This window comes from Streptomyces sp. NBC_00876, assembly GCF_045207435.1.
Lineage (GTDB): Bacteria > Actinomycetota > Actinomycetes > Streptomycetales > Streptomycetaceae > Streptomyces.
The window spans coordinates 5,856,778-5,879,861 of the sequence record NZ_CP108800.1; the positions used below are offsets into that span (position 1 = coordinate 5,856,778).

Annotated in this window: 22 protein-coding genes; all 22 read left to right on the forward strand. The window is 69.3% G+C overall.

Going from position 1 to position 23,084, the window contains the following annotated elements; genetic code table 11:
* The first annotated feature begins 62 nt into the window (after positions 1-62).
* The 22 genes from OG782_RS25945 to OG782_RS26050 all read left to right on the forward strand — a co-directional run bounded on the left by OG782_RS25945 (position 63) and on the right by OG782_RS26050 (position 23,033).
* Positions 63-1,364 (forward strand): homoserine dehydrogenase, encoded by a 1,302-nt coding sequence (locus tag OG782_RS25945; protein ID WP_406454844.1) that lies wholly within the window; start codon positions 63-65, stop codon positions 1,362-1,364.
* A 6-nt stretch (positions 1,365-1,370) separates the two neighbouring features.
* Positions 1,371-2,441, forward strand: coding sequence for a threonine synthase (gene thrC / locus OG782_RS25950; RefSeq protein ID WP_406454846.1), 1,071 nt, complete (start codon positions 1,371-1,373; stop codon positions 2,439-2,441).
* Between the two features lie 427 nt (positions 2,442-2,868).
* On the forward strand, positions 2,869-3,786 hold the full coding sequence (gene thrB / locus OG782_RS25955) for a homoserine kinase (RefSeq protein ID WP_406454848.1): 918 nt from the start codon (positions 2,869-2,871) through the stop codon (positions 3,784-3,786).
* A gap of 390 nt (positions 3,787-4,176) precedes the next feature.
* Positions 4,177-6,231 (forward strand): transcription termination factor Rho, encoded by a 2,055-nt coding sequence (gene rho, locus OG782_RS25960; protein WP_406454850.1) that lies wholly within the window; start codon positions 4,177-4,179, stop codon positions 6,229-6,231.
* A gap of 335 nt (positions 6,232-6,566) precedes the next feature.
* Positions 6,567-7,667: an LCP family protein gene (locus OG782_RS25965; protein ID WP_406454852.1), complete on the forward strand. Its 1,101-nt coding sequence runs from the start codon at positions 6,567-6,569 to the stop codon at positions 7,665-7,667.
* Positions 7,668-7,810: 143 nt separating this feature from the next.
* Positions 7,811-8,035 (forward strand): 50S ribosomal protein L31, encoded by a 225-nt coding sequence (gene rpmE / locus OG782_RS25970; RefSeq protein WP_123461667.1) that lies wholly within the window; start codon positions 7,811-7,813, stop codon positions 8,033-8,035.
* A 150-nt stretch (positions 8,036-8,185) separates the two neighbouring features.
* Positions 8,186-9,262, forward strand: a complete 1,077-nt coding sequence (gene prfA / locus OG782_RS25975; RefSeq protein ID WP_406454854.1) for a peptide chain release factor 1 — start codon at positions 8,186-8,188, stop codon at positions 9,260-9,262.
* A gap of 45 nt (positions 9,263-9,307) precedes the next feature.
* Positions 9,308-10,153: a peptide chain release factor N(5)-glutamine methyltransferase gene (gene prmC / locus OG782_RS25980; protein ID WP_136328763.1), complete on the forward strand. Its 846-nt coding sequence runs from the start codon at positions 9,308-9,310 to the stop codon at positions 10,151-10,153.
* Between the two features lie 70 nt (positions 10,154-10,223).
* Complete coding sequence (locus tag OG782_RS25985) at positions 10,224-10,871, forward strand: L-threonylcarbamoyladenylate synthase (protein WP_329613863.1); 648 nt, start codon at positions 10,224-10,226, stop codon at positions 10,869-10,871.
* On the forward strand, positions 10,868-11,509 hold the full coding sequence (locus OG782_RS25990; RefSeq protein WP_406454856.1) for a protein-tyrosine-phosphatase: 642 nt from the start codon (positions 10,868-10,870) through the stop codon (positions 11,507-11,509). Before OG782_RS25985 ends, OG782_RS25990 begins: the two co-directional genes overlap by 4 nt.
* 158 nt (positions 11,510-11,667) lie before the next feature.
* Positions 11,668-12,927, forward strand: coding sequence for a serine hydroxymethyltransferase (gene glyA / locus OG782_RS25995; RefSeq protein ID WP_406454858.1), 1,260 nt, complete (start codon positions 11,668-11,670; stop codon positions 12,925-12,927).
* Between the two features lie 115 nt (positions 12,928-13,042).
* Positions 13,043-14,431 (forward strand): MraY family glycosyltransferase, encoded by a 1,389-nt coding sequence (locus OG782_RS26000; RefSeq protein WP_406454860.1) that lies wholly within the window; start codon positions 13,043-13,045, stop codon positions 14,429-14,431.
* 259 nt (positions 14,432-14,690) lie between these two features.
* Positions 14,691-15,128: a hypothetical protein gene (locus OG782_RS26005; RefSeq protein WP_406454862.1), complete on the forward strand. Its 438-nt coding sequence runs from the start codon at positions 14,691-14,693 to the stop codon at positions 15,126-15,128.
* A gap of 226 nt (positions 15,129-15,354) precedes the next feature.
* Positions 15,355-16,176: a F0F1 ATP synthase subunit A gene (gene atpB / locus OG782_RS26010; protein ID WP_406454864.1), complete on the forward strand. Its 822-nt coding sequence runs from the start codon at positions 15,355-15,357 to the stop codon at positions 16,174-16,176.
* Between the two features lie 68 nt (positions 16,177-16,244).
* The gene (atpE, locus tag OG782_RS26015) at positions 16,245-16,493 is read left to right on the forward strand and encodes an ATP synthase F0 subunit C (RefSeq protein ID WP_330313742.1); all 249 of its coding nucleotides are present in this window, start codon (positions 16,245-16,247) and stop codon (positions 16,491-16,493) included.
* A 37-nt stretch (positions 16,494-16,530) separates the two neighbouring features.
* Positions 16,531-17,076, forward strand: a complete 546-nt coding sequence (locus OG782_RS26020; RefSeq protein WP_406454866.1) for a F0F1 ATP synthase subunit B — start codon at positions 16,531-16,533, stop codon at positions 17,074-17,076.
* Positions 17,073-17,888, forward strand: coding sequence for a F0F1 ATP synthase subunit delta (locus OG782_RS26025; protein ID WP_406454868.1), 816 nt, complete (start codon positions 17,073-17,075; stop codon positions 17,886-17,888). The genes OG782_RS26020 and OG782_RS26025 overlap by 4 nt, the downstream gene beginning before the upstream one ends.
* 140 nt (positions 17,889-18,028) lie before the next feature.
* Positions 18,029-19,600: a F0F1 ATP synthase subunit alpha gene (gene atpA / locus OG782_RS26030; protein ID WP_406454870.1), complete on the forward strand. Its 1,572-nt coding sequence runs from the start codon at positions 18,029-18,031 to the stop codon at positions 19,598-19,600.
* Between the two features lie 3 nt (positions 19,601-19,603).
* Positions 19,604-20,521, forward strand: a complete 918-nt coding sequence (locus OG782_RS26035; RefSeq protein ID WP_406454872.1) for a F0F1 ATP synthase subunit gamma — start codon at positions 19,604-19,606, stop codon at positions 20,519-20,521.
* Entirely contained in the window at positions 20,521-21,963 is a 1,443-nt protein-coding gene (gene atpD, locus OG782_RS26040; RefSeq protein ID WP_406454874.1) for a F0F1 ATP synthase subunit beta, read from the forward strand. The genes OG782_RS26035 and atpD overlap by 1 nt, the downstream gene beginning before the upstream one ends.
* Before the next feature lie 109 nt (positions 21,964-22,072).
* Positions 22,073-22,447, forward strand: coding sequence for a F0F1 ATP synthase subunit epsilon (locus OG782_RS26045; protein WP_148020742.1), 375 nt, complete (start codon positions 22,073-22,075; stop codon positions 22,445-22,447).
* A 139-nt stretch (positions 22,448-22,586) separates the two neighbouring features.
* A complete protein-coding gene (locus tag OG782_RS26050) occupies positions 22,587-23,033 on the forward strand; it encodes a DUF2550 domain-containing protein (RefSeq protein WP_406459282.1) in 447 nt (148 codons plus the stop codon).
* Positions 23,034-23,084: the final 51 nt, after the last annotated feature.

Genomic DNA, 23,084 nt, shown 5'->3' on the forward strand with positions numbered 1-23,084 from the left:
AGGAACGCCCGTCCGGTGAGTGAGACTGGTCCACACATCAGTTGTAAAGGAAACGAGGTCGGATGATGCGTACGCGTCCGCTGAAGGTGGCGCTGCTGGGCTGTGGAGTGGTCGGCTCAGAGGTGGCGCGCATCATGACGACGCACGCCGACGACCTCGCCGCGCGCATCGGCGCGCCGGTGGAGCTCGCCGGTGTCGCCGTGCGCCGGCCCTCCAAGGTGCGCGAGGGAATCGACCCCGCGCTGATCACCACGGATGCGACCGCCCTGGTCAAACGGGGTGACATCGACGTCGTCATCGAGGTCATCGGTGGCATCGAGCCCGCCCGCACGCTCATCAGGACCGCCTTCGAGCACGGCGCGAGCGTCGTCTCCGCCAACAAGGCGCTCCTCGCCGAGGACGGCGCGGCCCTGCACGCCGCCGCCGAGCAGCAAGGCCGCGACCTCTACTACGAGGCCGCCGTGGCCGGCGCCATTCCGCTCGTACGGCCGCTGCGCGAGTCCCTCGCGGGCGACAAGGTCAACCGGGTCCTGGGCATCGTCAACGGCACCACGAACTTCATCCTCGACAAGATGGACACGAGTGGCGCCGGCTACTCCGAGGCGCTCGACGAGGCCACCGCCCTCGGGTACGCCGAGGCCGACCCGACCGCCGACGTCGAGGGCTTCGACGCCGCCGCGAAGGCCGCCATCCTCGCCGGAATCGCCTTCCACACCCGGGTGAGGATCGGCGATGTGCACCGCGAGGGCATCACCGAGGTCACCGCCGCGGACATCGCCTCCGCCCGCCGGATGGGCTGCACCGTCAAGCTCCTCGCCATCTGCGAGCGCGCCGCCGACGGGCAGTCGGTCACGGCCCGCGTGCACCCCGCGATGATCCCGCTCAGCCACCCGCTGGCCTCCGTCCGCGAGGCGTACAACGCGGTGTTCGTCGAGGCCGAGGCCGCCGGGCAGCTGATGTTCTACGGCCCCGGCGCGGGCGGCGCGCCGACCGCGTCCGCCGTTCTCGGCGACCTCGTCGCGGTCTGCCGCAACAAGCTCAACGCGGCCCCCGGCCCCGGCGAGTCCGCGTACACGCGTCTGCCGGTGAGCCCCATGGGCGACGTCGTCACGCGGTACCACATCAGCCTCGACGTGGCCGACAAGCCTGGCGTACTCGCCCAGGTCGCGACGGCCTTCGCCGAACAGGACGTATCCATCGATACGGTCCGCCAGCAAGGCCGACAGGACGGAAGCGGCGAGGCTTCGCTCGTCGTCGTCACCCACCGCGCGCCCGACTCCGCCCTCTCGGGGATCGTCGAGGCGCTGCGCAAGCTCGACACCGTTCGCGGTGTCGCCAGCATCATGCGTGTTGAAGGGGAGTAAGGACCCATGACCACCAAGGGCACCCACCAGTGGCGCGGCATCATCGAGGAGTACCGGGACCGTCTTCCGGTCACGAGCACGACGCCGGTCGTCACGCTCCGTGAGGGCGGTACGCCGCTCGTCCCCGCTCAGGTCCTCTCCGAGCGCACGGGTTGCGAGGTGCACCTCAAGGTCGAGGGCGCCAACCCCACCGGGTCCTTCAAGGACCGCGGAATGACCATGGCGATCACCCGGGCCAAGGAGGAGGGGGCGCAGGCGGTCATCTGCGCCTCCACCGGAAACACCTCCGCGTCCGCCGCCGCGTACGCGGTGCGGGCCGGAATGGTCTGCGCCGTCCTCGTACCGCAGGGCAAGATCGCGCTCGGCAAGATGGGCCAGGCGCTCGTCCACGGCGCCAAGATCCTCCAGGTCGACGGAAACTTCGACGACTGCCTGACGCTGGCCCGCTCGCTCTCGGACAACTACCCCGTGGCGCTGGTCAATTCGGTCAACCCGGTCCGCATCGAGGGCCAGAAGACCGCGGCCTTCGAAATCGTCGACGCGCTCGGCGACGCCCCGGACATCCACGTCCTCCCGGTCGGCAACGCGGGCAACATCACCGCGTACTGGAAGGGGTACACCGAGTACGCCCGCGACGGCCTGTCCACGCACAAGCCGCGGATGTGGGGCTTCCAGGCCTCCGGCTCCGCGCCCATCGTGCGCGGCGAGATCGTGAAGGACCCGTCGACCATCGCCACCGCGATCCGGATCGGCAACCCGGCCTCCTGGCAGTACGCACTCGCCGCCCGGGACGAGTCCGGCGGCTTCATCGACGAGGTCACGGACCGTCAGATCCTGTCCGCCTACCGACTGTTGGCCTCGCAGGAGGGCGTCTTCGTGGAGCCCGCGTCGGCCGCGTCGGTCGCCGGGCTGCTCAAGGCGGCGGAAGAGGGCAAGGTCGACCCCGGCCAGAAGATCGTCTGCACCGTCACCGGCAACGGCCTCAAGGACCCGGACTGGGCCGTCGCCGGCGCCCCCCAGCCGGTCACCGTCCCGGTCGACGCGGTCACCGCCGCCGAGAAGCTGGGCCTCGTGTAGCACCCTCCGTACGGCGTCCACGGCCACGGCCCGGGGTCCGGTTCCCGCAACCGGCGCCGGGCCGCGGCCGTGACCGCGGATCGTCGGAAAGGCGGCTCAACCACCCCTTTCCGGGGCGGAGAGCGCATCGGAGGCGTGCGACACGCATCGTGCGCCTCCTGTGCGCCCTATGTCGCCACAGAACCTTCCTTCGATAAGCTGTACCCAACCCGCCCCGCCGCATTTGCCGGGGTGTTCGGGCTGTTGCGGCCGTCGGCTCATTGCGGGCCGGTCCATACCCGCCGCCGCAATCACCCCGAAGAATCCCCAGAAGCCGTAGCCCCCGAAGAATCCAAGCCCCCTGCAGAACCCGAAGAGCCGCGCAGAGCCCCGAAATACCGCAGCTCCTCGAATTCCCCGCCGCCTCACAAGGAGAGTCGTCAGAGCGATGGCCGGTCCCGCCTTCCGAGCCGCCGCCGTCCGGGTGCGCGTCCCCGCGACCAGCGCCAACCTGGGCCCCGGTTTCGACGCCCTCGGCCTGTCGCTCGGGCTGTACGACGACGTCGTCGTCCGCGTAGCCGACTCCGGGCTGCACATCGACATCGCCGGCGAGGGCGCAGACACGCTGCCCCGCGACGAGAAGCACCTGCTGGTCCGGTCCCTGCGCACGGCCTTCGACCTGCTGGGCGGTCAGCCCCGCGGTCTGGAGATCGTCTGCGCCAACCGCATCCCCCACGGCCGCGGCCTCGGCTCCTCCTCCGCCGCCATCTGCGCCGGCATCGTCGCCGCCCGCGCCGTGACCACCGGTGGTGACGCCCGGCTCGACGACGCGGCGCTGCTGGAACTCGCCACCGAGATCGAGGGTCACCCGGACAACGTCGCGGCCTGCCTCCTGGGCGGGTTCACGCTCGCCTGGATGGACGGGGGATCGGCCCGCGCCATCAGGATGGACCCCTCGGATTCCATCGTTCCGGTGGTTTTCGTCCCCGGCAAGCCGGTACTCACCGAGACCGCCCGCGGACTGCTGCCGCGCACCGTCCCGCACGTCGACGCCGCCTTCAACGCAGGCCGCGCCGCCCTCCTCGTCGAGGCCCTGACCAGGCGCCCGGAGCTGCTGCTCACGGCCACCGAGGACCGGCTCCACCAGGAATACCGCGCGCCCGCGATGCCGCAGAGCGTGGAACTCGTGAACCGGCTGCGCGCCGACGGCGTTCCCGCGGTCATCTCCGGCGCGGGCCCGACCGTGCTGGCACTGGCCGAGGCCGGTGCCGCCGACAAGGTCGCACGGCTGGCGGGCGAGGGATGGGCGGCCGACCGGCTCGCTCTCGACGCCCGGGGAGCGAGTGTGCTGCCGCTCGCTCCGTAGCGAGAAGTGATTGCCGGTGAGTGAGAGGGGGAATGTTTGTTGGAGCCGGTAGTGTTAACCTCAAGTCTGCAACCGACGTCCATGAGGCGCGTTGCTTCGTGTCCCTTTCCGGGACCACCATTTCTTCCGGGAGCCTCCCAAACTGCCTGAGCAGCCTGCCTGAGCAGTTTCGAGCACGCTCCGGAACCGGCACGACACCCCTCGCTCATCCAGGAGTGGGCCGAGCAGGGGGATGCTCGCGCCGGGCCCCATGCACACGTTCATCTCTCCGCCGTACCTATCCGGCGGACCACCGCCCCGGCACGGTCCGCGTCATCGAAGACCGCAGTCGGACAGCACAACCGGTCGCCGAGCCAGAAGGCCGACGTCCGCTCCAGGGAAGGACCCTTCGTGAGCGACACCACCGATCTGATGGGCGTGACTGCCGACAAGAGCGTCGACAGCGCCGCGCCCGCCGAAGGTGCTGCCACTGGCACCACCGCACGGCGCCGCCGCTCCGGCACCGGCCTTGACGGCATGGTCCTGGCCGAGCTGCAGCAGGTCGCGTCCGGCCTCGGCATCAAGGGCACTGCGCGGATGCGCAAGAGCCAGCTGATCGAGGTCATCAAGGAGGCCCAGGCGGGCAGCTCCTCCACCTCCAAGGCGAAGGCCGCCGCGGCCCCCGCCGACGGTGCGGAGACCAAGCCGAAGCGCCGGGCCACCTCCAAGGCACGCACCGGTGCGGGGGACGAGACCCCGGCTGCCGCGCCCGCCGAGCAGGCCACGGCCCAGCAGCAGATCGACATCCCCGGCCAGCCGGCCAGCGACGAGCAGCCCGCGGGCGAACGCCGTGGTCGGCGCCGTGCCACCGCCCAGGCGGGCAGCCCGGACAGCAAGCCGGACACCAAGGCGCAGGCCAAGGACCGTACGCAGGACGAGCCGAAGCACGAGGCCCCTGCCGAGGACCGCTCCGAGGCCAAGGCCGAGGCCGCGGCCGACAACGCCGAGGGACGCCGCGGCGAGCGCCAGGACCGCGGCCAGCGCGGTGAGCGCGGCGACCGCCGGGAGCGTCAGCGCGACCGCCGCGGCAAGGGCGACGGCGAGCAGGGCGGCGGCCAGGGCGGCCAGCGCCAGCAGCGCCAGGGCCAGGGCCAGAGCCAGCAGGGCGGCCAGGGGCAGAGCCAGGGCCAGCAGGGCGGCGGACCGCAGGACGACGGCTTCGACGACGACGGCGGCCGGCGCGGCCGGCGCGGCCGCTACCGCGACCGCCGTGGCCGCCGCGGCCGCGACGACTTCGCCGCCGACGCGCCGCCGGTCACCGACGACGACGTCCTGATCCCCGTCGCGGGCATCCTGGACATCCTCGACAACTACGCGTTCATCCGGACCTCCGGCTACCTGCCCGGCCCGAACGACGTGTACGTCTCGCTCGCCCAGGTCCGCAAGAACGGCCTGCGCAAGGGTGACCACGTCACCGGTGCGGTGCGCCAGCCCAAGGACGGCGAGCGCCGCGAGAAGTTCAACGCGCTCGTCCGCCTCGACTCGGTCAACGGCATGGCGCCCGAAAGCGGCCGCGGCCGTCCGGAGTTCCAGAAGCTGACGCCGCTCTACCCGCAGGACCGGCTCCGTCTGGAGACCGACTCCAACGTCCTGACGACGCGGATCATCGACCTGGTCGCCCCCATCGGCAAGGGCCAGCGAGGCCTGATCGTGGCCCCGCCGAAGACCGGTAAGACCATGATCCTCCAGGCGATCGCCAACGCCATCACGGTCAACAGCCCCGAGTGCCACCTGATGGTCGTCCTGGTCGACGAGCGTCCGGAAGAGGTCACCGACATGCAGCGGTCGGTGAAGGGCGAGGTCATCTCCTCGACCTTCGACCGCCCCGCCGAGGACCACACCACCGTCGCCGAGCTGGCCATCGAGCGCGCCAAGCGTCTCGTCGAGCTGGGTCACGACGTGGTCGTCCTGCTGGACTCGATCACCCGTCTGGGACGCGCGTACAACCTCGCCGCCCCGGCGTCCGGCCGCATCCTGTCCGGTGGTGTCGACTCGACCGCGCTCTACCCGCCGAAGCGCTTCTTCGGTGCCGCGCGCAACATCGAGGACGGCGGCTCGCTGACCATCCTGGCCACCGCGCTCGTCGAGACCGGCTCGCGCATGGACGAGGTGATCTTCGAGGAGTTCAAGGGCACCGGCAACATGGAGCTCAAGCTCGACCGCAAGCTCTCCGACAAGCGCATCTTCCCCGCGGTGGACGTCGACGCGTCCAGCACGCGTAAGGAAGAAATCCTGCTCGGCAGCGACGAGTTGGCGATTACCTGGAAGCTGCGCCGGGTGCTCCACGCACTCGACCAGCAGCAGGCGATCGAGCTCCTCCTGGACCGGATGAAGAAGACCCAGTCCAACGCGGAGTTCCTGCTCCAGATCCAGAAGACGACGCCGGCCCCGGGCAACAACGACTAGTCGTAGCCTCCCGCCGGCAGTACACAGGGCCGCCCCCGCCACTTCGGTGCCGGGGGCGGCCCTGTGCCGTTGCCGGTCCGAGACCTTCGCCACACGGCCGGCCGGCCCCGCAGCGGCGCCGGATTGCCTGTAACGGGCAAGAAACCGCAGGTGAGCGGCAGGTCACCGGCTGTTCCCACGTTCCGTGCGGGTGCCCTTCGCTTACCCGGACGACACAGGTGCCTGTGCAACCCTTCTTGTCTCAGCCGCGTCGTAACCACCAGCGACAGAGCGGCACAAAGGCCCGCACACCACTCCAGGGGGTAGCCGGGAGCAGCCGAGGAACGAGGAGACGGATGAGCGAGCAGAGCGGGAGCAGCAGCCGAATACGGGCCACCGGCAAACGCCGGAGGAAGGCCTCCCGCCGCCGCAGGGCGACCGTCATAGCCGCCTGGAGCCTGGCCGGCGTGGTCGTCGTGGGCGGAGCGGGTCTCGGTTACGCGTACTTCCACCTCAACGGCAACCTCAAGGCCGTCGACATCAACAACGCCCTCGGCAAGGACCGCCCCGACAACGTCGACAACGGCTCCGAGGACATCCTCGTCCTCGGTTCCGACTCGCGCTCCGGCGCGAACGCGAAGTACGGCGTCGACGAGGGCGCGGCCCGCTCGGACACGGCGATGGTCGTGCACGTCAACAAGGGCCACAAGACGGCCAGCGTCGTCTCCATCCCGCGCGACACCCTCGTCACCCGGCCCGAGTGCACCGGCGACGAGAGCGGACAGCCCGTCGCCGGGCAGCAGCGCGCGATGTTCAACACGGCGTACGAGGTCGGCGGACCGGCGTGCGCGGTCAAGACCGTCGAGTCGATGTCCGGGATCCGGATGGATCACTACATCGAGGTGGACTTCACCGGCTTCACGAAGCTGGTCGACAAGCTCGGCGGTGTGGAGATCACCACCAGCCAGGCGATCCACGACCCCAAGAGCCATCTGGACCTGGAACCCGGCACCCACACCCTCGACGGAGAGCAGTCGCTCGGCCTGGTCCGCACCCGCAAGAGCGTCGGCGACGGCAGCGACCTCGGCCGCATCCAGCTCCAGCAGGCCTTCATCAAGGCGCTCATGGAGCAGGCGAAGAGCGTGGGCATCCTGGACGGCACCAAGCTGTACGGGATCGCGGACACCGCGACCAAGGCCATCACCACCGACTCCGACCTCGGCTCGGTCGAGAAGCTGGCGGGCTTCGCGAGCGGCCTCAAGGGGCTCGGCGCGAACGACGTCCACATGGTGACCCTGCCCGTCCAGTACGACCCGGCCGACCCGAACCGCGTCGTACCGCTGGAGGAGGCCGGAAAGCAGGTGTGGACCGCGCTGCGCAACGATCAGCCGATCCCCGCCTCCGCGACCGAGAAGTCGGCGGGCGACAAGGGCGACGCGGGACAGATCGTGCGGTGATCCGGGACGTCCGGGAATACCGGGCGGCCGACCCCGGTTTTGGGAGATACGGCCAGTCCTGGCAGACTGGTACGTCGGCCCCGGTTCACGGACGCGCAATCCGCGCGTACGACCCGGCGCCCTCCCGAACCTAGGAGAAACCCTTGAAGCGCGAGATCCACCCCCAGTACGTCGAGACGCAGGTCAGCTGCACCTGTGGCGCGTCGTTCACCACCCGGTCCACGCTGGACAGCGGCGCCATCCGCGCCGACGTCTGCTCCGAGTGCCACCCGTTCTACACGGGCAAGCAGAAGATCCTCGACACCGGTGGCCGCGTGGCCCGCTTCGAGGCCCGCTTCGGCAAGGCCGCCGGCTCCGCCAGCAAGTAGCGAGCCAACTGCGCCGGTCCTTGGCGCCCTCTTCCCGGGGGCGCCAAGACCGGCGTTTTTTTCCGGCCGGGGTACGGCATCCCTGTACCCCGCCCGGCAGGCATCCGCCGGCCGGCAGGCACGACGAGCGAAGAAACCAGGAGCCCGAAGATGTTCGAGGCGGTCGAGGAACTGATCGGCGAACAGGCCGATCTCGAGAAGAAGCTCGCGGACCCCGCGGTCCACGCCGACCAGGCCAACGCGCGCAAGCTCAACAAGCGCTACGCCGAGCTGACCCCGATCGTCGCCACGTACCGCTCCTGGAAGCAGACGGGCGACGACATCGAGACCGCCCGCGAGTTCGCCGCCGACGACCCCGACTTCGCCGCCGAGGTCAAGGACCTCGAGAAGGAGCGCGAGGAGCTCACCGAGAAGCTCCGCCTCCTGCTCGTACCCCGTGACCCCAGCGACGACAAGGACGTGCTCCTGGAGATCAAGGCGGGTGCGGGTGGCGACGAGTCCGCCCTGTTCGCCGGGGATCTGCTGCGCATGTACCTCCGCTACGCCGAGCGCGTCGGCTGGAAGACCGAGATCATCGACTCCACCGAGTCCGAGCTCGGCGGCTACAAGGACGTCCAGGTCGCCGTCAAGACCAAGGGCGGCAACGGGGCCACCGAACCCGGCCAGGGCGTCTGGGCCCGGATGAAGTACGAGGGCGGCGTGCACCGTGTGCAGCGCGTTCCCTCCACCGAGTCCCAGGGCCGCATCCACACCTCCGCCGCCGGTGTGCTCGTCACGCCCGAGGCCGAGGAGGTCGATGTCGAGATCCTCGCCAACGACCTGCGGATCGACGTCTACCGCTCGTCCGGCCCCGGCGGCCAGTCCGTCAACACCACGGACTCCGCGGTCCGCATCACGCACCTGCCCACCGGTGTCGTCGCCTCCTGCCAGAATGAGAAGAGCCAGCTCCAGAACAAGGAGCAGGCCATGCGTATCCTGCGCTCGAGGCTCCTCGCGGCCGCCCAGGAGGCCGCCGAGCAGGAGGCTTCGGACGTACGGCGCAGCCAGGTGCGTACGGTCGACCGTTCCGAGAAGATCCGTACGTACAACTTCCCGGAAAACCGCATCTCGGACCACCGCGTCGGCTTCAAGGCGTACAACTTGGACCAGGTGCTCGACGGGGACCTGGATGCCATGATCCAGGCCTGTGTCGACGCCGACTCCGCCGCCAAGCTCGCCGCGGCCTGAGCTCCACCGCCCCGCCCCGCTCGTGAACCCGTACGGAGAACCGCGATGAACCTGCTGCTCGCCGAGGTGGCCCAGGCCACCCAGCGGCTGGCCGACGCCGGTGTCCCCTCGCCGCGATTCGACGCCGAGGAACTCGCCGCGTTCGTGCACGGCGTCAAGCGGGGCGAGCTCCACAATGTGCCGGACGCCGACTTCGACGCCCGCTACTGGGAGACCATCGCCCGGCGCGAGGCCCGCGAACCGCTCCAGCACATCACCGGACGCGCCTTCTTCCGCTATCTGGAGCTCCAGGTCGGACCGGGCGTCTTCGTCCCCCGGCCGGAGACCGAATCGGTCGTCGGCTGGGCGATAGACGCCGTCCGCGCGATGGATGTCGTCGAACCGCTGATCGTCGACCTGTGCACGGGATCGGGCGCCATCGCCCTCGCCATGGCCCAGGAGGTGCCGCGCTCGCGCGTGCACGCCGTGGAGCTGTCCGAGGACGCCCTCAAATGGACCAGGAAGAACGCCGAGGACTCCAGGGTCACCGTGCACCGCGGCGACGCCCTGACGGCCCTTCCCGAGCTCGACGGCCAGGTCGACCTGGTCATCTCCAACCCGCCGTACATCCCGCTCACCGAGTGGGAGTACGTGGCTCCGGAAGCCCGCGACCACGACCCGGAGATGGCCCTCTTCTCCGGCGAGGACGGCCTCGACACCATCCGCGGCATCGAGCGCACCGCCCACCGTCTGCTGCGCCCCGGCGGCCTCGTCGTCATCGAGCACGCCGACACCCAGGGCGGCCAGGTGCCGTGGATCTTCACCGAGGAGCGTGGCTGGGCCGACGCGGCCGACCACCCCGACCTGAACAGGCGTCCCCGGTTCGCCACGGCCCGCAAGGCCATGCCGTGACCGGCGGCGACCACCCGCACGACCCGTACCAGCCCAACCCGTACCCGTACATGCTTGAGGAGGCCGGCTGATGGCACGGCGATACGACTGCAACGACGCGACCGACCGTACGACGGGTCTGCGCGAGGCCGCGTCCGCCGTCCGCCGCGGCGAACTGGTCGTGCTGCCCACCGACACCGTGTACGGGATCGGTGCGGACGCCTTCAGCTCCGAGGGCGTCGCCGACCTCCTGGACGCCAAGGGCCGTGGCCGCAACATGCCCACGCCCGTCCTGATCGGCTCACCGAACACCCTGCACGGCCTGGTCACCGACTTCTCCGAGCAGGCCTGGGAGCTCGTCGACGCCTTCTGGCCCGGCGCCCTGACGCTCGTCGCCAAGCACCAGCCCTCGCTCCAGTGGGACCTCGGCGACACCCGCGGCACCGTCGCCATCCGGATGCCGCTGCACCCCGTCGCCATCGAGCTGCTCACGGAGGTCGGCCCGATGGCCGTCTCCAGCGCCAACCTCACCGGACACCCGTCGCCCGAGGACTGCGACGCGGCCCAGGAGATGCTCGGGGACTCCGTCTCCGTCTACCTCGACGGCGGCCCGACGCCGGGCATCATTCCGTCCTCGATCGTCGACGTCACCGGCAAGGTGCCGGTCCTGCTGCGCGCCGGTGCGCTCTCCGCGGAGGAGCTGCGCAAGGTGGTACCCGACCTCGAGGTGGCCAATTGACCGCCCCTGAGGGGCGTGGCATAGCGGGGCGGACCGACACCTTCCGCATCCTCCACGTCAGCACCGGCAACGTCTGCCGCTCACCGATCACCGAGCGGCTGACCCGCCATGCCCTCGTGGACCGCCTCGGCGACCCGCTGCAGGGCGGACTCATCGTCGAGAGCGCCGGAACGTGGGGGCACGAGGGCGCCCCGATGGAGGCCAACGCCGAGGTGGTCCTCGCCGACTTCGGCGCCGACGCCACCGGGTTCGTCGGCCGGGAGCTGCTGGACGAGCACGTGATCCGCGCCGATCTGGTGCTCACCGCCACCCGCGACCACCGGGCCCAGGTGATCTCGATGGGGCACTCGGCCGGGCTGCGGACCTTCACGCTCAAGGAGTTCACCCGGCTGGTCCGGGCGATAGACCCCGCGACACTGCCCGACGCACTCGACGAGGGCGTCGTCGAACGTGCCCGCGCCCTGGTGCGCGCGGCCGCCGCGCTGCGCGGCTGGCTGCTGGCGCCGACCGCGGAGGCCGACGAGGTGTACGACCCGTACGGCGCCCCGATCACGTTCTTCCGGTCCATCGGCGACGAGATCAACCAGGCCCTGGACCCGGTCGTCACCGCGCTGACGGGCGTGCCGGCTCCGCACTGACCCTGCCGGGCGGCCGTCCGCGCCGCGCCGACGGCCCCGCGGACCGGGGCGGGCCCGTCAGTCCGGACGGGTGTACCGCACCGCGCGACAGCGGGCAGGAGCCCCGTCCCGGGCCTACATTGGACTGACGTCACCCCTCCCCAGGTCCGGAGCCCCCGATGCCGGTCACCCATGCTGCCGCACCCTCCGCCGTCGCCGGCCTGCCCCAGGACTTCGGCGCCCTGGTCCGGGAGGACCCGGAGATCGCCGATGTGCTGCTGGGGGAACTGCACCGGCAGTCCGGCACACTGCAGCTGACCGCCGCCGAGAACTTCACCTCGCCCGCGGTCCTGGCCGCCCTCGGCTCACCGCTCGCCAACAAGTACGCCGAGGGATACCCCGGCAGGCGCCATCACGGCGGCTGCGAGCAGGCGGACGCCGCCGAACTCATCGCGGTCCGCCGCGCCACCTCCCTCTTCGGCGCCGAGCACGCCAATGTGCAGCCCCACTCCGGCTCGTCGGCCGTTCTCGCGGCGTACGCGGCACTCCTGCGGCCCGGTGACACGGTGCTCGCGATGGGACTCCCGTTCGGCGGGCACCTCACCCATGGCTCGCCCGCCAACTTCTCCGGCCGCTGGTTCGATTTCATCGGCTACGGGGTGGATTCGGAGAGCGGACTGATCGACTACCACCAGCTGCGCACCCTGGCCCGTACGCACCGGCCCAAGGCGATCGTCAGCGGCTCCATCTCCTACCCCCGCCACATCGACCACGAGCTGTTCCGGGAGATCGCCGACGAGGTGGGTGCGTACCTCATCGCCGACGCGGCACATCCGATGGGGCTGATCGCCGGGGGAGCGGCGCCGAACCCCGTTCCGTACGCGGACGTGGTCTGCGCGACCACGCACAAGGTGCTGCGCGGTCCGCGCGGCGGCATGATCCTGTGCGGCGAGGAGCTGGCGGAGCGGATCGACCGGGCGGTGTTCCCCTTCACGCAGGGCGGCGCCCAGATGCACACGGTGGCCGCGAAGGCCGTGGCCTTCGGCGAGGCGGCGACCCCGGCCTTCTCGGCGTACGCCCACCGGGTGGTGGCCCGTGCCCGGGTGCTGGCAGCCGGTCTGGAGGCCGAGGGCTTCGAGGTCACCACCGGCGGCACGGACACCCACCTGATCGTCGCGGACCCGGCCCCGCTCGGCGCCGACGGCCCCTCCGCACGCGCCCGGCTGGCCGCCGCGGGACTGGTACTGGACACCTGTGCCCTTCCGTACTCGGACGCCCGGGGCATCAGGCTCGGTACGGCGGCCGTCACCACCCAGGGGATGGGTGACGCGGAGATGGCCCGGCTCGCGGTGCTGTTCGGCGCGGCTGTGCGCGGGGAGGGTGAGGTTCTCGCGGAGGTACGGGAAATGGCGGCGAAGTTTCCGCCGTACCCTGGGTGACATCGCCCCTATGTCCGTAATAGAGGCGTCCCGTGCAACCATCGCGCGGACCTCTGTGTCCTCAACCATGAGGCCGACGTAGTTAAGGTGTGGGCTGAGATGGCCGGCGACATTTGTGGGGCAGCCCGTGCGTGATTACTTGCTGACACTCTGTGTCACGGCCGCGGTGACCTATCTGCTCACCGGGCCGGTGCGCAAGTTCGCCATCGCGGTCGGGGCGATGCCCGCGATCCGCGCGCGTGACGTCCACCGGGAACCGACACCGAGGCTCGGCGGTATCGCCATGTTCGGCGGACTGTGCGCCGGGCTGATCGTCGCCAGTCATCTGACCAACCTCGACGGTGTCTTCGACCTCTCCAGCGAGCCGCGGGCGCTGCTCTCCGGGGCGGCACTGATCTGGCTGATCGGCGTCCTGGACGACAAGTTCGAGATCGACGCCCTGATCAAGCTGGGCGGACAGATGATCGCCGCGGCGGTCATGGTGCTCCAGGGCCTGACGGTCCTGTGGCTGCCGATCCCGGGTGTCGGCACCGTCGCCCTCACCCAGTGGCAGGGCACGCTGCTCACGGTCGCCCTGGTCGTGATCACGATCAACGCGGTGAACTTCGTCGACGGACTGGACGGCCTGGCGGCCGGCATGGTCCTCATCGCCTCCGCCGCGTTCTTCCTCTACACCTACCGGCTCTGGTACGGGCACATGATCGAGGCGGCCGCCCCAGCGACGCTCTTCACGGCGATCCTGATGGGCATGTGCCTCGGCTTCCTGCCGCACAACATGCACCCGGCCCGGATCTTCATGGGCGACTCGGGCTCGATGCTGATCGGCCTGGTCCTGGCCGCCGGAGCGATCTCGGTGACCGGACAGGTCGACCCGGACACCATGAAGATCTTCGAGGGCAGCGAGCGCCAGGCGACCCACGCGATGCTGCCCGTCTTCATCCCGCTGCTGCTCCCGCTCACCATCATCGCGATCCCGGCCGCCGACCTGGTGCTGGCGATCGTGCGGCGCACCTGGAACGGCCAGTCGCCGTTCGCGGCGGACCGCGGCCATCTGCACCACCGGCTGCTGGAGATCGGCCATTCGCACAGCCGGTCGGTGCTGATCATGTACTTCTGGTCGGCACTGATCGCCTTCGGCGCGGTCGGCTACTCCGTGCACTCGGCCTCCATGTGGATCGTGCTGGTGATCGTCGGCCTGAGCGCGCTCGGCCTGATCCTGCTCCTGATGCCCCGATTCACCCCGCGCGCCCCGCAGTGGGCGGAACGCTTCGTACCGCCGCGCTACCGCCGCCGCAAGCGGCGGGGCGAGGAGGCCGGGGCGGAGCCGTCACAGGCCCCGGAGGGACAACAGGGGGCCCTGGACGCCCAGATGGGGCAGGACGGACACGAGGCCGCATCGCGGCCCCCGATCGCCGCAGGAGTCTCGGGCGTCAACGGGGCGACAGCCATCGGTCACCGTTCTCGTTTCGAGAACCGGCGCGAGGCCGATTCCACGCGCCGATGATTCGGGCATCAAAGGGCAATACCAGACAAGCCGTTGAGTTGCCTTGATCACACGCCCGAATTAGCCCGGACGTGTGACAGCGGGCACACTTTCTGAGTAAAGACCTCATCAAATAGTTTGTGATACCGTTCACGAACCCGGTGACAGAGCCGAAGGACCTGAGTAGCGCGGTCCCTTGGCCCCGAGGCTTCGACTCGGACCGGGCCTACGCTCGTCCATGACGACACACTGCCCACCCCCAGCAAGCGGAGCTGCCGCCATGCCGTCCAACGACGTCCGGACTCTCCTCCAGACCGCCGTACCCACCGCTGCCGCCGGCGCTGTTGCCGCCGCGATCAGCGGCGGCGTCGCGGGCGGCAAGGGAGCCCTGGGCGCGATCGTTGCGACGATCGTGGTCATCCTCTTCATGGGGATCGGACTGATGGTCCTGCAACGGACCGCCAGGTCCATGCCTCATCTCTTCCAGGCGATGGGACTCGCGCTCTACACGGCGCAACTCCTGCTGCTGTTCATCTTCGTCGCCGTATTCAAGAACACCTCGCTGTTCAACCCGAAGGCCTTCGCGATCACCTTGGTCGTGACGACACTCGTGTGGATCGGCGCACAGGCGCGTGCGCACATGAAGGCCAAGATCCTTTACGTGGAACCCGAGTCCGACAAGGACGAAAAGCCCAAAAAGCCGGGGTCTGCAGCGTGAAGGGTAGGGGCGGAATAAGTGCAGGTTCGCGACCCTGCTATCGTCCGGTTCCAACTGCGGCACTGCGGGCGCGGGCATGTGAGCTGACGCCTGCTCGATCGCGAGGCTCACATGCCTGACTGCCGCTCACACATCCGAAACACCAGTCCAGTGCCGAACCGCGGCTGCGCGCCGCGCCGACACAACGAGGTTGCCGTACCTATGCGCCACGCTGAAGGAGCCCGCGGTGAGTGCTGACCCGACACAGGTGCTCGCCTTCGAGACCGATTGCCACATCTTCGACGGTTGTGGTTTCCCGGCACCCGGCCTGCACTCGTTCCTGTTCGAGCCCCTCTGGGGCGATGCGGACAGCAACTTGTACTTCAACAAGACGATGCTGCTGGCCCTGCTCGGCTCGGTCATCATCGTTGGCTTCTTCTGGGCCGCCTTCCGTAAGCCGAAGTTGGTGCCCGGCAAGCTTCAGATGACGGCCGAGGCCGGATACGACTTCATCCGCCGCGGCATCGTCTACGAGACGATCGGCAAGCGCGACGGCGAGAAGTACGTCCCGCTGATGGTCTCCCTGTTCTTCGTCATCTGGATGATGAACCTCTGGTCCATCATTCCGGTTGCCCAGTTCCCCGTGACGGCGATCATCTCGTATCCGGCGGCTCTCGCCGGGATCGTCTACGTCCTGTGGGTCGTACTGACCTTCAAGAAGCACGGCTTCGTCGGAGCCCTCAAGAACTTCACGGGCTACGACAAGAGCCTCGGCGGGGTCCTGCCGCTCTCGATGACCATCGAGTTCTTCTCGAACCTGCTGGTCCGGCCGTTCACGCACGCGGTCCGACTGTTCGCGAACATGTTCGCGGGCCACACGCTGCTGCTGCTCTTCACGATCGCCAGCTGGTACCTGCTCAACGGCATCGGCTTCGCCTACGCAGGCGTGTCGTTCGTGATGGTCCTCGTGATGACGGCCTTCGAGCTCTTCATCCAGGCTGTCCAGGCCTATGTGTTCGTGCTGCTGGCCTGCAGCTACATCCAGGGCGCTCTCGCCAAGGGGCACTGAGCACCACACCTCCTGAAGCACCCGGTGGCCAACCCCCACCGGACATTGAAAGAGAAGGAAGAACCGGCATGTCCGCTCTCCAGACCCTCGCCGCCGGCGTCGAAATCAAGGGCAACCTCGGCTCGATCGGTTACGGCCTCGCCGCGATCGGCCCCGGCGTCGGCATCGGCATCATCTTCGGTAACGGCACCCAGGCGCTGGCCCGTCAGCCCGAGGCTGCCGGTCTCATCCGCGCCAACCAGATTCTCGGCTTCGCCTTCTGTGAGGCGCTCGCCCTGATCGGTCTGGTCATGCCGTTCGTCTACCCGACCGCCTGACCGGTCGCGAACAGCCCATTCGACGGAAGGCATTGACGTGAACCCCCTGGTTCAGCTCGCGGCGGAGGATCCGGAAAACCCGCTGATCCCGCCGATCCCTGAGCTCGTCATTGGCCTCATCGCTTTCGTCATCGTCTTCGGCTTCCTCGCCAAGAAGCTCCTCCCGAACATCAACAAGGTTCTGGAAGAGCGCCGCGAGGCCATCGAAGGCGGCATCGAAAAGGCCGATGCGGCCCAGACCGAGGCCCAGAGCGTTCTTGAGCAGTACAAGGCTCAGCTCGCCGAGGCCCGCCACGAAGCCGCTCGTCTGCGCCAGGAGGCGCAGGAGCAGGGCGCCGTGATCCTGCAGGAGATGCGGGCGGAAGGCCAGCGTCAGCGCGACGAGATCGTTGCTGCCGGCCACGCCCAGATCGAGGCCGACCGCAAGGCCGCGGCCTCCGCGCTGCGCCAGGACGTGGGCAAGCTCGCCACCGACCTGGCCGGCAAGCTCGTCGGCGAGTCCCTCGAGGACCACGCCCGGCAGAGCGGCACCGTCGACCGCTTCCTCGACGACCTCGAGGCGAAGGCCGAGGCAGTCCGATGAACAGCGCGAGCCGCGAGGCACTGGCTGCCGCACGCGAGCGCCTCGACGCACTGACCGACAGCACGTCGGCCGATGCGGCGAAGCTCGCCGAGGACCTGGCCGGCGTCACGGCGCTGCTGCACCGCGAGGTGTCGCTGCGCCGGGTCCTGACCGACCCGGCGCAGGCCGGCGAGGCCAGGGCCGAGCTGGCAGGACGCCTGCTGCGCGGCCAGGTGGGCGGCGAAGCCGTCGATCTGGTCTCCGGCATGGTCCGCTCGCGCTGGTCGCAGTCGCGTGACCTGGTCGACGCGGTCGAGGAACTGGCGAACATCGCCGACCTCACCGCCGCCCAGCGCAGCGGAGACCTCGACAACGTCGAGGACGAGCTGTTCCGGTTCGGCCGGATCGTGGCCTCGGACACCGAGCTGCGCTCCGCGCTCACCAGCCGGACCGCGACCCCCGCCGCCAAGGGCGAGCTGCTGCGCAGCCTGCTCGGCGGAAAGGCGCGGCCCACCACCGAGCGCATCGTCACGCGGCTTGTCACCCAGCCCCGTGGACGTAGCCTGGAAGCGGGACTCGAGTCCCTCTCCAAGCTCGCCGCGGACCGCCGGGACCGCATGGTGGCGGTCGTCACCTCGGCCGTGCCGCTCAGTGACCGGCAGAAGCAGCGTCTCGGCGCCGCCCTGGCGAAGATCTACGGCCGGCAGATGCACCTGAGCCTCGACGTGGACCCCGAGGTCCTCGGCGGGATCGTGGTGCGGGTCGGCGACGAGGTCATCAACGGCAGCATCGCGGAGCGCCTCGACGAGGCGACCCGTCGCATGGCCGGCTGACACCGCGCGGCACAGCAAACAGAACAGAGCAAGACCAGCGGCCCGGTTGGGCCGTGCAGAAATTGCAGAAGATTCCTGGGGGTCGGCCCCCAGACCCCCTTAAGAAACTTCGGGCCCAACAAGGAGAGCAGGGAACCCAGATGGCGGAGCTCACGATCCGGCCGGAGGAGATCCGGGACGCACTGGAGAACTTTGTCCAGTCGTACCAGCCGGACGCGGCCTCGCGCGAGGAGGTCGGTACGGTCAGCGTTGCCGGCGACGGCATCGCGAAGGTGGAGGGTCTGCCCTCCGCCATGGCGAACGAACTGCTGAAGTTCGAGGACGGAACCCTCGGTCTCGCCCTCAACCTCGAAGAGCGCGAGATCGGTGCGATCGTCCTCGGCGAGTTCAGCGGAATCGAGGAGGGCCAGCCGGTGCAGCGCACCGGTGAGGTGCTCTCCGTCGGCGTCGGCGAGGGTTACCTCGGCCGCGTCGTCGACCCGCTCGGCAACCCGATCGACGGTCTCGGCGAGATCGCGACCGAAGGCCGTCGCGCCCTCGAGCTGCAGGCCCCTGGCGTCATGGTCCGCAAGTCGGTGCACGAGCCGATGCAGACCGGCTACAAGGCCGTCGACGCCATGGTGCCGATCGGCCGCGGCCAGCGTCAGCTGATCATCGGCGACCGCCAGACGGGTAAGACCGCGCTGGCCGTCGACACGATCATCAACCAGCGCGACAACTGGCGCTCGGGCGACGTGAACAAGCAGGTGCGCTGCATCTACGTCGCCATCGGTCAGAAGGGTTCCACCATCGCCTCCGTGCGAGGTGCCCTGGAAGAGGCCGGCGCGCTCGAGTACACGACCATCGTCGCCGCCCCGGCGTCCGACCCGGCCGGCTTCAAGTACCTGGCGCCGTACACCGGTTCGGCCATCGGCCAGCACTGGATGTACGCCGGCAAGCACGTCCTGATCATCTTCGATGACCTTTCGAAGCAGGCCGACGCCTACCGCGCCGTGTCGCTTCTGCTGCGCCGTCCGCCGGGCCGCGAGGCCTACCCGGGCGACGTCTTCTACCTCCACTCGCGTCTGCTGGAGCGCTGCGCCAAGCTCTCCGACGAGATGGGTGCCGGTTCGATGACGGGCCTCCCGATCGTCGAGACCAAGGCGAACGACGTGTCGGCGTTCATTCCGACCAACGTCATCTCCATCACCGACGGCCAGTGCTTCCTGGAGTCCGACCTGTTCAACGCGGGTCAGCGTCCGGCGCTCAACGTCGGTATCTCGGTCTCCCGAGTCGGTGGCTCCGCCCAGCACAAGGCCATGAAGCAGGTTTCCGGCCGACTGCGCGTGGACCTCGCCCAGTACCGCGAGCTGGAGGCGTTCGCCGCCTTCGGTTCCGACCTGGACGCGGCCTCCAAGGCGTCGCTGGAGCGCGGTAAGCGCATGGTCGAGCTGCTGAAGCAGGCGCAGTACGCCCCGTTCCCGATGGAGGAGCAGGTCGTCTCCGTCTGGGCCGGCACCACGGGCAAGATGGACGACGTCCCGGTCGAGGACATCCGCCGCTTCGAAGCCGAGCTGCTGGAGTACCTGCGCCGTGAGCGCAAGGACCTCCTGACCGGCATCGCCGAGGGCGGCAAGATGTCCGACGACACGCTGCAGTCGATCGCCGACGCGATCGCCGCCTTCAAGCAGCAGTTCGAGACCTCGGACGGCAAGCTCCTGGGCGAGGGCTGATCGATGGGCGCTCAGCTTCGCGTTTACAAGCGCCGCATCCAAGCCGTCACCGCGACCAAGAAGATCACCAAGGCGATGGAGATGATCGCCGCCTCGCGCATCGTCAAGGCGCAGCGCAAGGTGGCGGCGTCGATGCCGTACGCGACCGAGCTCACCCGTGCGGTGACCGCGGTGGCGACCGGCTCCAACACAAGGCACCCGCTCACCACCGAGGCCGACGCCCCGGTGCGGGCCGCGGTCCTGCTCCTCACGAGCGACCGCGGTCTGGCCGGCGGCTACTCCTCCAACGCCATCAAGGCGGCGGAGCGGCTGCGGGAGCGGCTGGCGGCCGAGGGCAAGGAGGTCGACACGTACATCGTCGGCCGTAAGGGTGTCGCCTACTACGGCTTCCGCGAGCGCAAGGTCGCGGAGTCGTGGACCGGCTTCACCGACAGCCCGGAGTACGCGGACGCCAAGAAGATCGCCGCGCCCCTGATCGAGTCCATCCAGAAGGACACGGCCGAGGGCGGCGTCGACGAGCTGCACATCGTCTACACCGAGTTCGTGTCGATGATGACGCAGAACGCGGTCGACGGCCGGATGCTGCCGCTCTCGCTCGACAAGGTCGCGGAGGAGAGCGGTACGAAGGACGAGATCCTTCCGCTGTTCGACTTCGAGCCGTCGGCGGAGGACGTCCTCGACGCCCTCCTGCCGCGCTACGTCGAGAGCCGCATCTACAACGCACTGCTGCAGGCTGCCGCTTCCGAGCACGCCGCCCGCCGCCGTGCGATGAAGTCGGCGACCGACAATGCCGGGGATCTGATCAAGAGCCTCTCCCGGCTTGCCAACGCGGCCCGCCAGGCCGAAATCACCCAGGAAATCAGCGAGATCGTCGGCGGTGCAGGTGCGCTGGCCGACGCGTCCGCGGGGAGTGACAAGTAATGACGACGACAGTTGAGACGGCCGCTGCCACGGGCCGCGTCGCCCGGGTCATCGGCCCGGTCGTCGACGTGGAGTTCCCCGTCGACGCGATGCCGGAGATCTACAACGCCCTGCACGTCGAGGTCGACGACCCGGCCGAGGCCGGCGCTCGTAAGACGCTGACCCTCGAAGTCGCCCAGCACCTGGGTGACGGCGTGGTCCGCGCGATCTCGATGCAGCCCACCGACGGCCTGGTCCGCCAGGCCCCGGTGGCCGACACCGGCAAGGGCATCATGGTGCCCGTCGGTGACATCACCAAGGGCAAGGTGTTCAACACCCTCGGTCAGATCCTGAACGAGCCGGAGGCCGAAGCTCAGATCACCGAGCGCTGGCCGATCCACCGCAAGGCCCCGGCCTTCGACCAGCTCGAGTCGAAGACCGAGATGTTCGAGACCGGCCTGAAGGTCGTCGACCTGCTGACCCCGTACGTCAAGGGCGGCAAGATCGGTCTGTTCGGTGGTGCGGGCGTCGGCAAGACGGTCCTCATCCAGGAAATGATCATGCGTGTGGCGAAGCTGCACGACGGTGTGTCGGTGTTCGCCGGCGTCGGTGAGCGCACCCGTGAGGGCAACGACCTCATCGACGAGATGACGGACTCGGGCGTTCTGGAGAAGACCGCACTGGTCTTCGGCCAGATGGACGAGCCGCCGGGCACGCGTCTTCGCGTGGCCCTGTCCGCCCTGACCATGGCGGAGTACTTCCGCGATGTGCAGAAGCAGGACGTGCTGCTCTTCATCGACAACATCTTCCGCTTCACGCAGGCCGGTTCCGAGGTCTCCACGCTGCTCGGCCGTATGCCGTCCGCAGTGGGTTACCAGCCGACCCTGGCCGACGAGATGGGTGTGCTCCAGGAGCGCATCACCTCGACGCGTGGTCACTCGATCACCTCGATGCAGGCGATCTACGTCCCCGCGGACGACCTGACCGACCCGGCCCCGGCCACCACGTTCGCCCACCTCGACGCGACGACGGTTCTCTCCCGTCCGATCTCCGAGAAGGGCATCTACCCGGCCGTGGACCCGCTGGACTCCACGTCCCGCATCCTGGACCCGCGTTACATCGCGCAGGACCACTACGACACGGCCAGCCGCGTCAAGGGGATCCTGCAGAAGTACAAGGACCTCCAGGACATCATCGCGATCCTCGGTATCGACGAGCTGGGCGAGGAGGACAAGCTCGTTGTCCACCGTGCCCGTCGCGTCGAGCGCTTCCTGTCGCAGAACACCCACGCCGCCAAGCAGTTCACCGGCCTGGACGGTTCGGACGTTCCGCTCGACGAGTCGATCGCCGCGTTCAACGCGATCTGCGACGGTGAGTACGACCACTTCCCCGAGCAGGCGTTCTTCATGTGCGGTGGCATCGAGGACCTCAAGGCCAACGCCAAGGAGCTCGGCGTCTCCTGAGCCTCCGGCTCACCGAGGGGGGTGGGTGTGTCCCGCCCCCCTCACCACGCCCCGTAGAATTGACCCAACACCCGGCATGACCGCCGGGTGGTGACCCGAGGAGCCACCCTTGGCTGCTGAGCTGCATGTCGAGCTGGTCGCCGCGGACCGCAGTGTCTGGTCCGGCGAGGCCACCCTGGTCGTCGCGCGCACCACGTCCGGCGACATCGGCGTCATGCCCGGTCACCAGCCGCTTCTGGGTGTGCTGGAATCGGGCCCGGTGACGATCCGTACGAGCGAGGGCGGCACTGTCGTCGCCGCTGTGCACGGTGGTTTCATCTCCTTCGCCGACGACAAGCTCTCGCTGCTGGCGGAGATCGCCGAGCTGGCGGACGAGATCGATGTCGAGCGTGCGGAGCGTGCGTTCGAGCGTGCGAAGTCGGACACGGACAGCGCTGCCGAGCGCCGCGCCGATGTGCGACTGCGTGCGGTGGCGGTGCACTAGCCACCCCGCGAAACGTCTTTACCCTCAGCCGCGGCCCGTTCTGGAGACCCTCCAGACCGTGTCGCGGCTGAGGCGATGCAGGTGCGGTTGAAGTCCTGGCGGTATCCGTTTACTCGACGATGCGAGGAGGTCGGTGGAGATGTTCCTCGCGCTGTGGGTGGGCGGGCTGGTCGTCGCACTGGTCGCGGTTGGTCTCTTCGTCTTCGGTCTTCGCCGGCGGCTGATCCAGCGCTCCGGTGGGACCTTCGACTGCAGCCTGCGCTGGGATGTTCCGGTGGAGCCGGATCTCTCGGGCAAGGGCTGGGTGTACGGAGTCGCCCGGTACAGCGGCGACAAGGTGAACTGGTTCCGCGTCTTCAGCTACTCCCCGCGTCCGCGCCGGGTGCTGGAGCGCTCCTCGATCGAGGTGGTCGCCCGCCGGCTGCCCGAGGGCGAGGAGGAGCTCGCGCTGCTCTCCGACGCCATCGTGCTCGGCTGTCTCCACCGGGAGACCCGCCTGGAGCTGGCGATGAGCGAGGACGCCCTCACCGGATTCCTCGCCTGGCTGGAGGCAGCGCCTCCCGGCCAGCGGGTGAACGTGGCCTGAGAGGTCACGCAGGACAGAAACGAAAACCGGGGAGACAGGGGGCGGACCTGT

What these genes read in the sequence shown, in the direction of transcription:
- OG782_RS25945 (WP_406454844.1), top strand. Translation starts at nt 63, where the DNA reads ATGATGCGTACGCGTCCGCTGAAGGTGGCGCTGCTGGGCTGTGGAGTG.
- thrC (WP_406454846.1), top strand. Translation starts at nt 1,371, where the DNA reads ATGACCACCAAGGGCACCCACCAGTGGCGCGGCATCATCGAGGAGTAC.
- thrB (WP_406454848.1), top strand. Translation starts at nt 2,869, where the DNA reads ATGGCCGGTCCCGCCTTCCGAGCCGCCGCCGTCCGGGTGCGCGTCCCC.
- OG782_RS25965 (WP_406454852.1), top strand. Translation starts at nt 6,567, where the DNA reads ATGAGCGAGCAGAGCGGGAGCAGCAGCCGAATACGGGCCACCGGCAAA.
- prfA (WP_406454854.1), top strand. Translation starts at nt 8,186, where the DNA reads ATGTTCGAGGCGGTCGAGGAACTGATCGGCGAACAGGCCGATCTCGAG.
- prmC (WP_136328763.1), top strand. Translation starts at nt 9,308, where the DNA reads ATGAACCTGCTGCTCGCCGAGGTGGCCCAGGCCACCCAGCGGCTGGCC.
- OG782_RS25985 (WP_329613863.1), top strand. Translation starts at nt 10,224, where the DNA reads ATGGCACGGCGATACGACTGCAACGACGCGACCGACCGTACGACGGGT.
- glyA (WP_406454858.1), top strand. Translation starts at nt 11,668, where the DNA reads ATGCCGGTCACCCATGCTGCCGCACCCTCCGCCGTCGCCGGCCTGCCC.
- OG782_RS26005 (WP_406454862.1), top strand. Translation starts at nt 14,691, where the DNA reads ATGCCGTCCAACGACGTCCGGACTCTCCTCCAGACCGCCGTACCCACC.
- atpE (WP_330313742.1), top strand. Translation starts at nt 16,245, where the DNA reads ATGTCCGCTCTCCAGACCCTCGCCGCCGGCGTCGAAATCAAGGGCAAC.
- OG782_RS26025 (WP_406454868.1), top strand. Translation starts at nt 17,073, where the DNA reads ATGAACAGCGCGAGCCGCGAGGCACTGGCTGCCGCACGCGAGCGCCTC.
- atpA (WP_406454870.1), top strand. Translation starts at nt 18,029, where the DNA reads ATGGCGGAGCTCACGATCCGGCCGGAGGAGATCCGGGACGCACTGGAG.
- OG782_RS26035 (WP_406454872.1), top strand. Translation starts at nt 19,604, where the DNA reads ATGGGCGCTCAGCTTCGCGTTTACAAGCGCCGCATCCAAGCCGTCACC.
- atpD (WP_406454874.1), top strand. Translation starts at nt 20,521, where the DNA reads ATGACGACGACAGTTGAGACGGCCGCTGCCACGGGCCGCGTCGCCCGG.
- OG782_RS26050 (WP_406459282.1), top strand. Translation starts at nt 22,587, where the DNA reads ATGTTCCTCGCGCTGTGGGTGGGCGGGCTGGTCGTCGCACTGGTCGCG.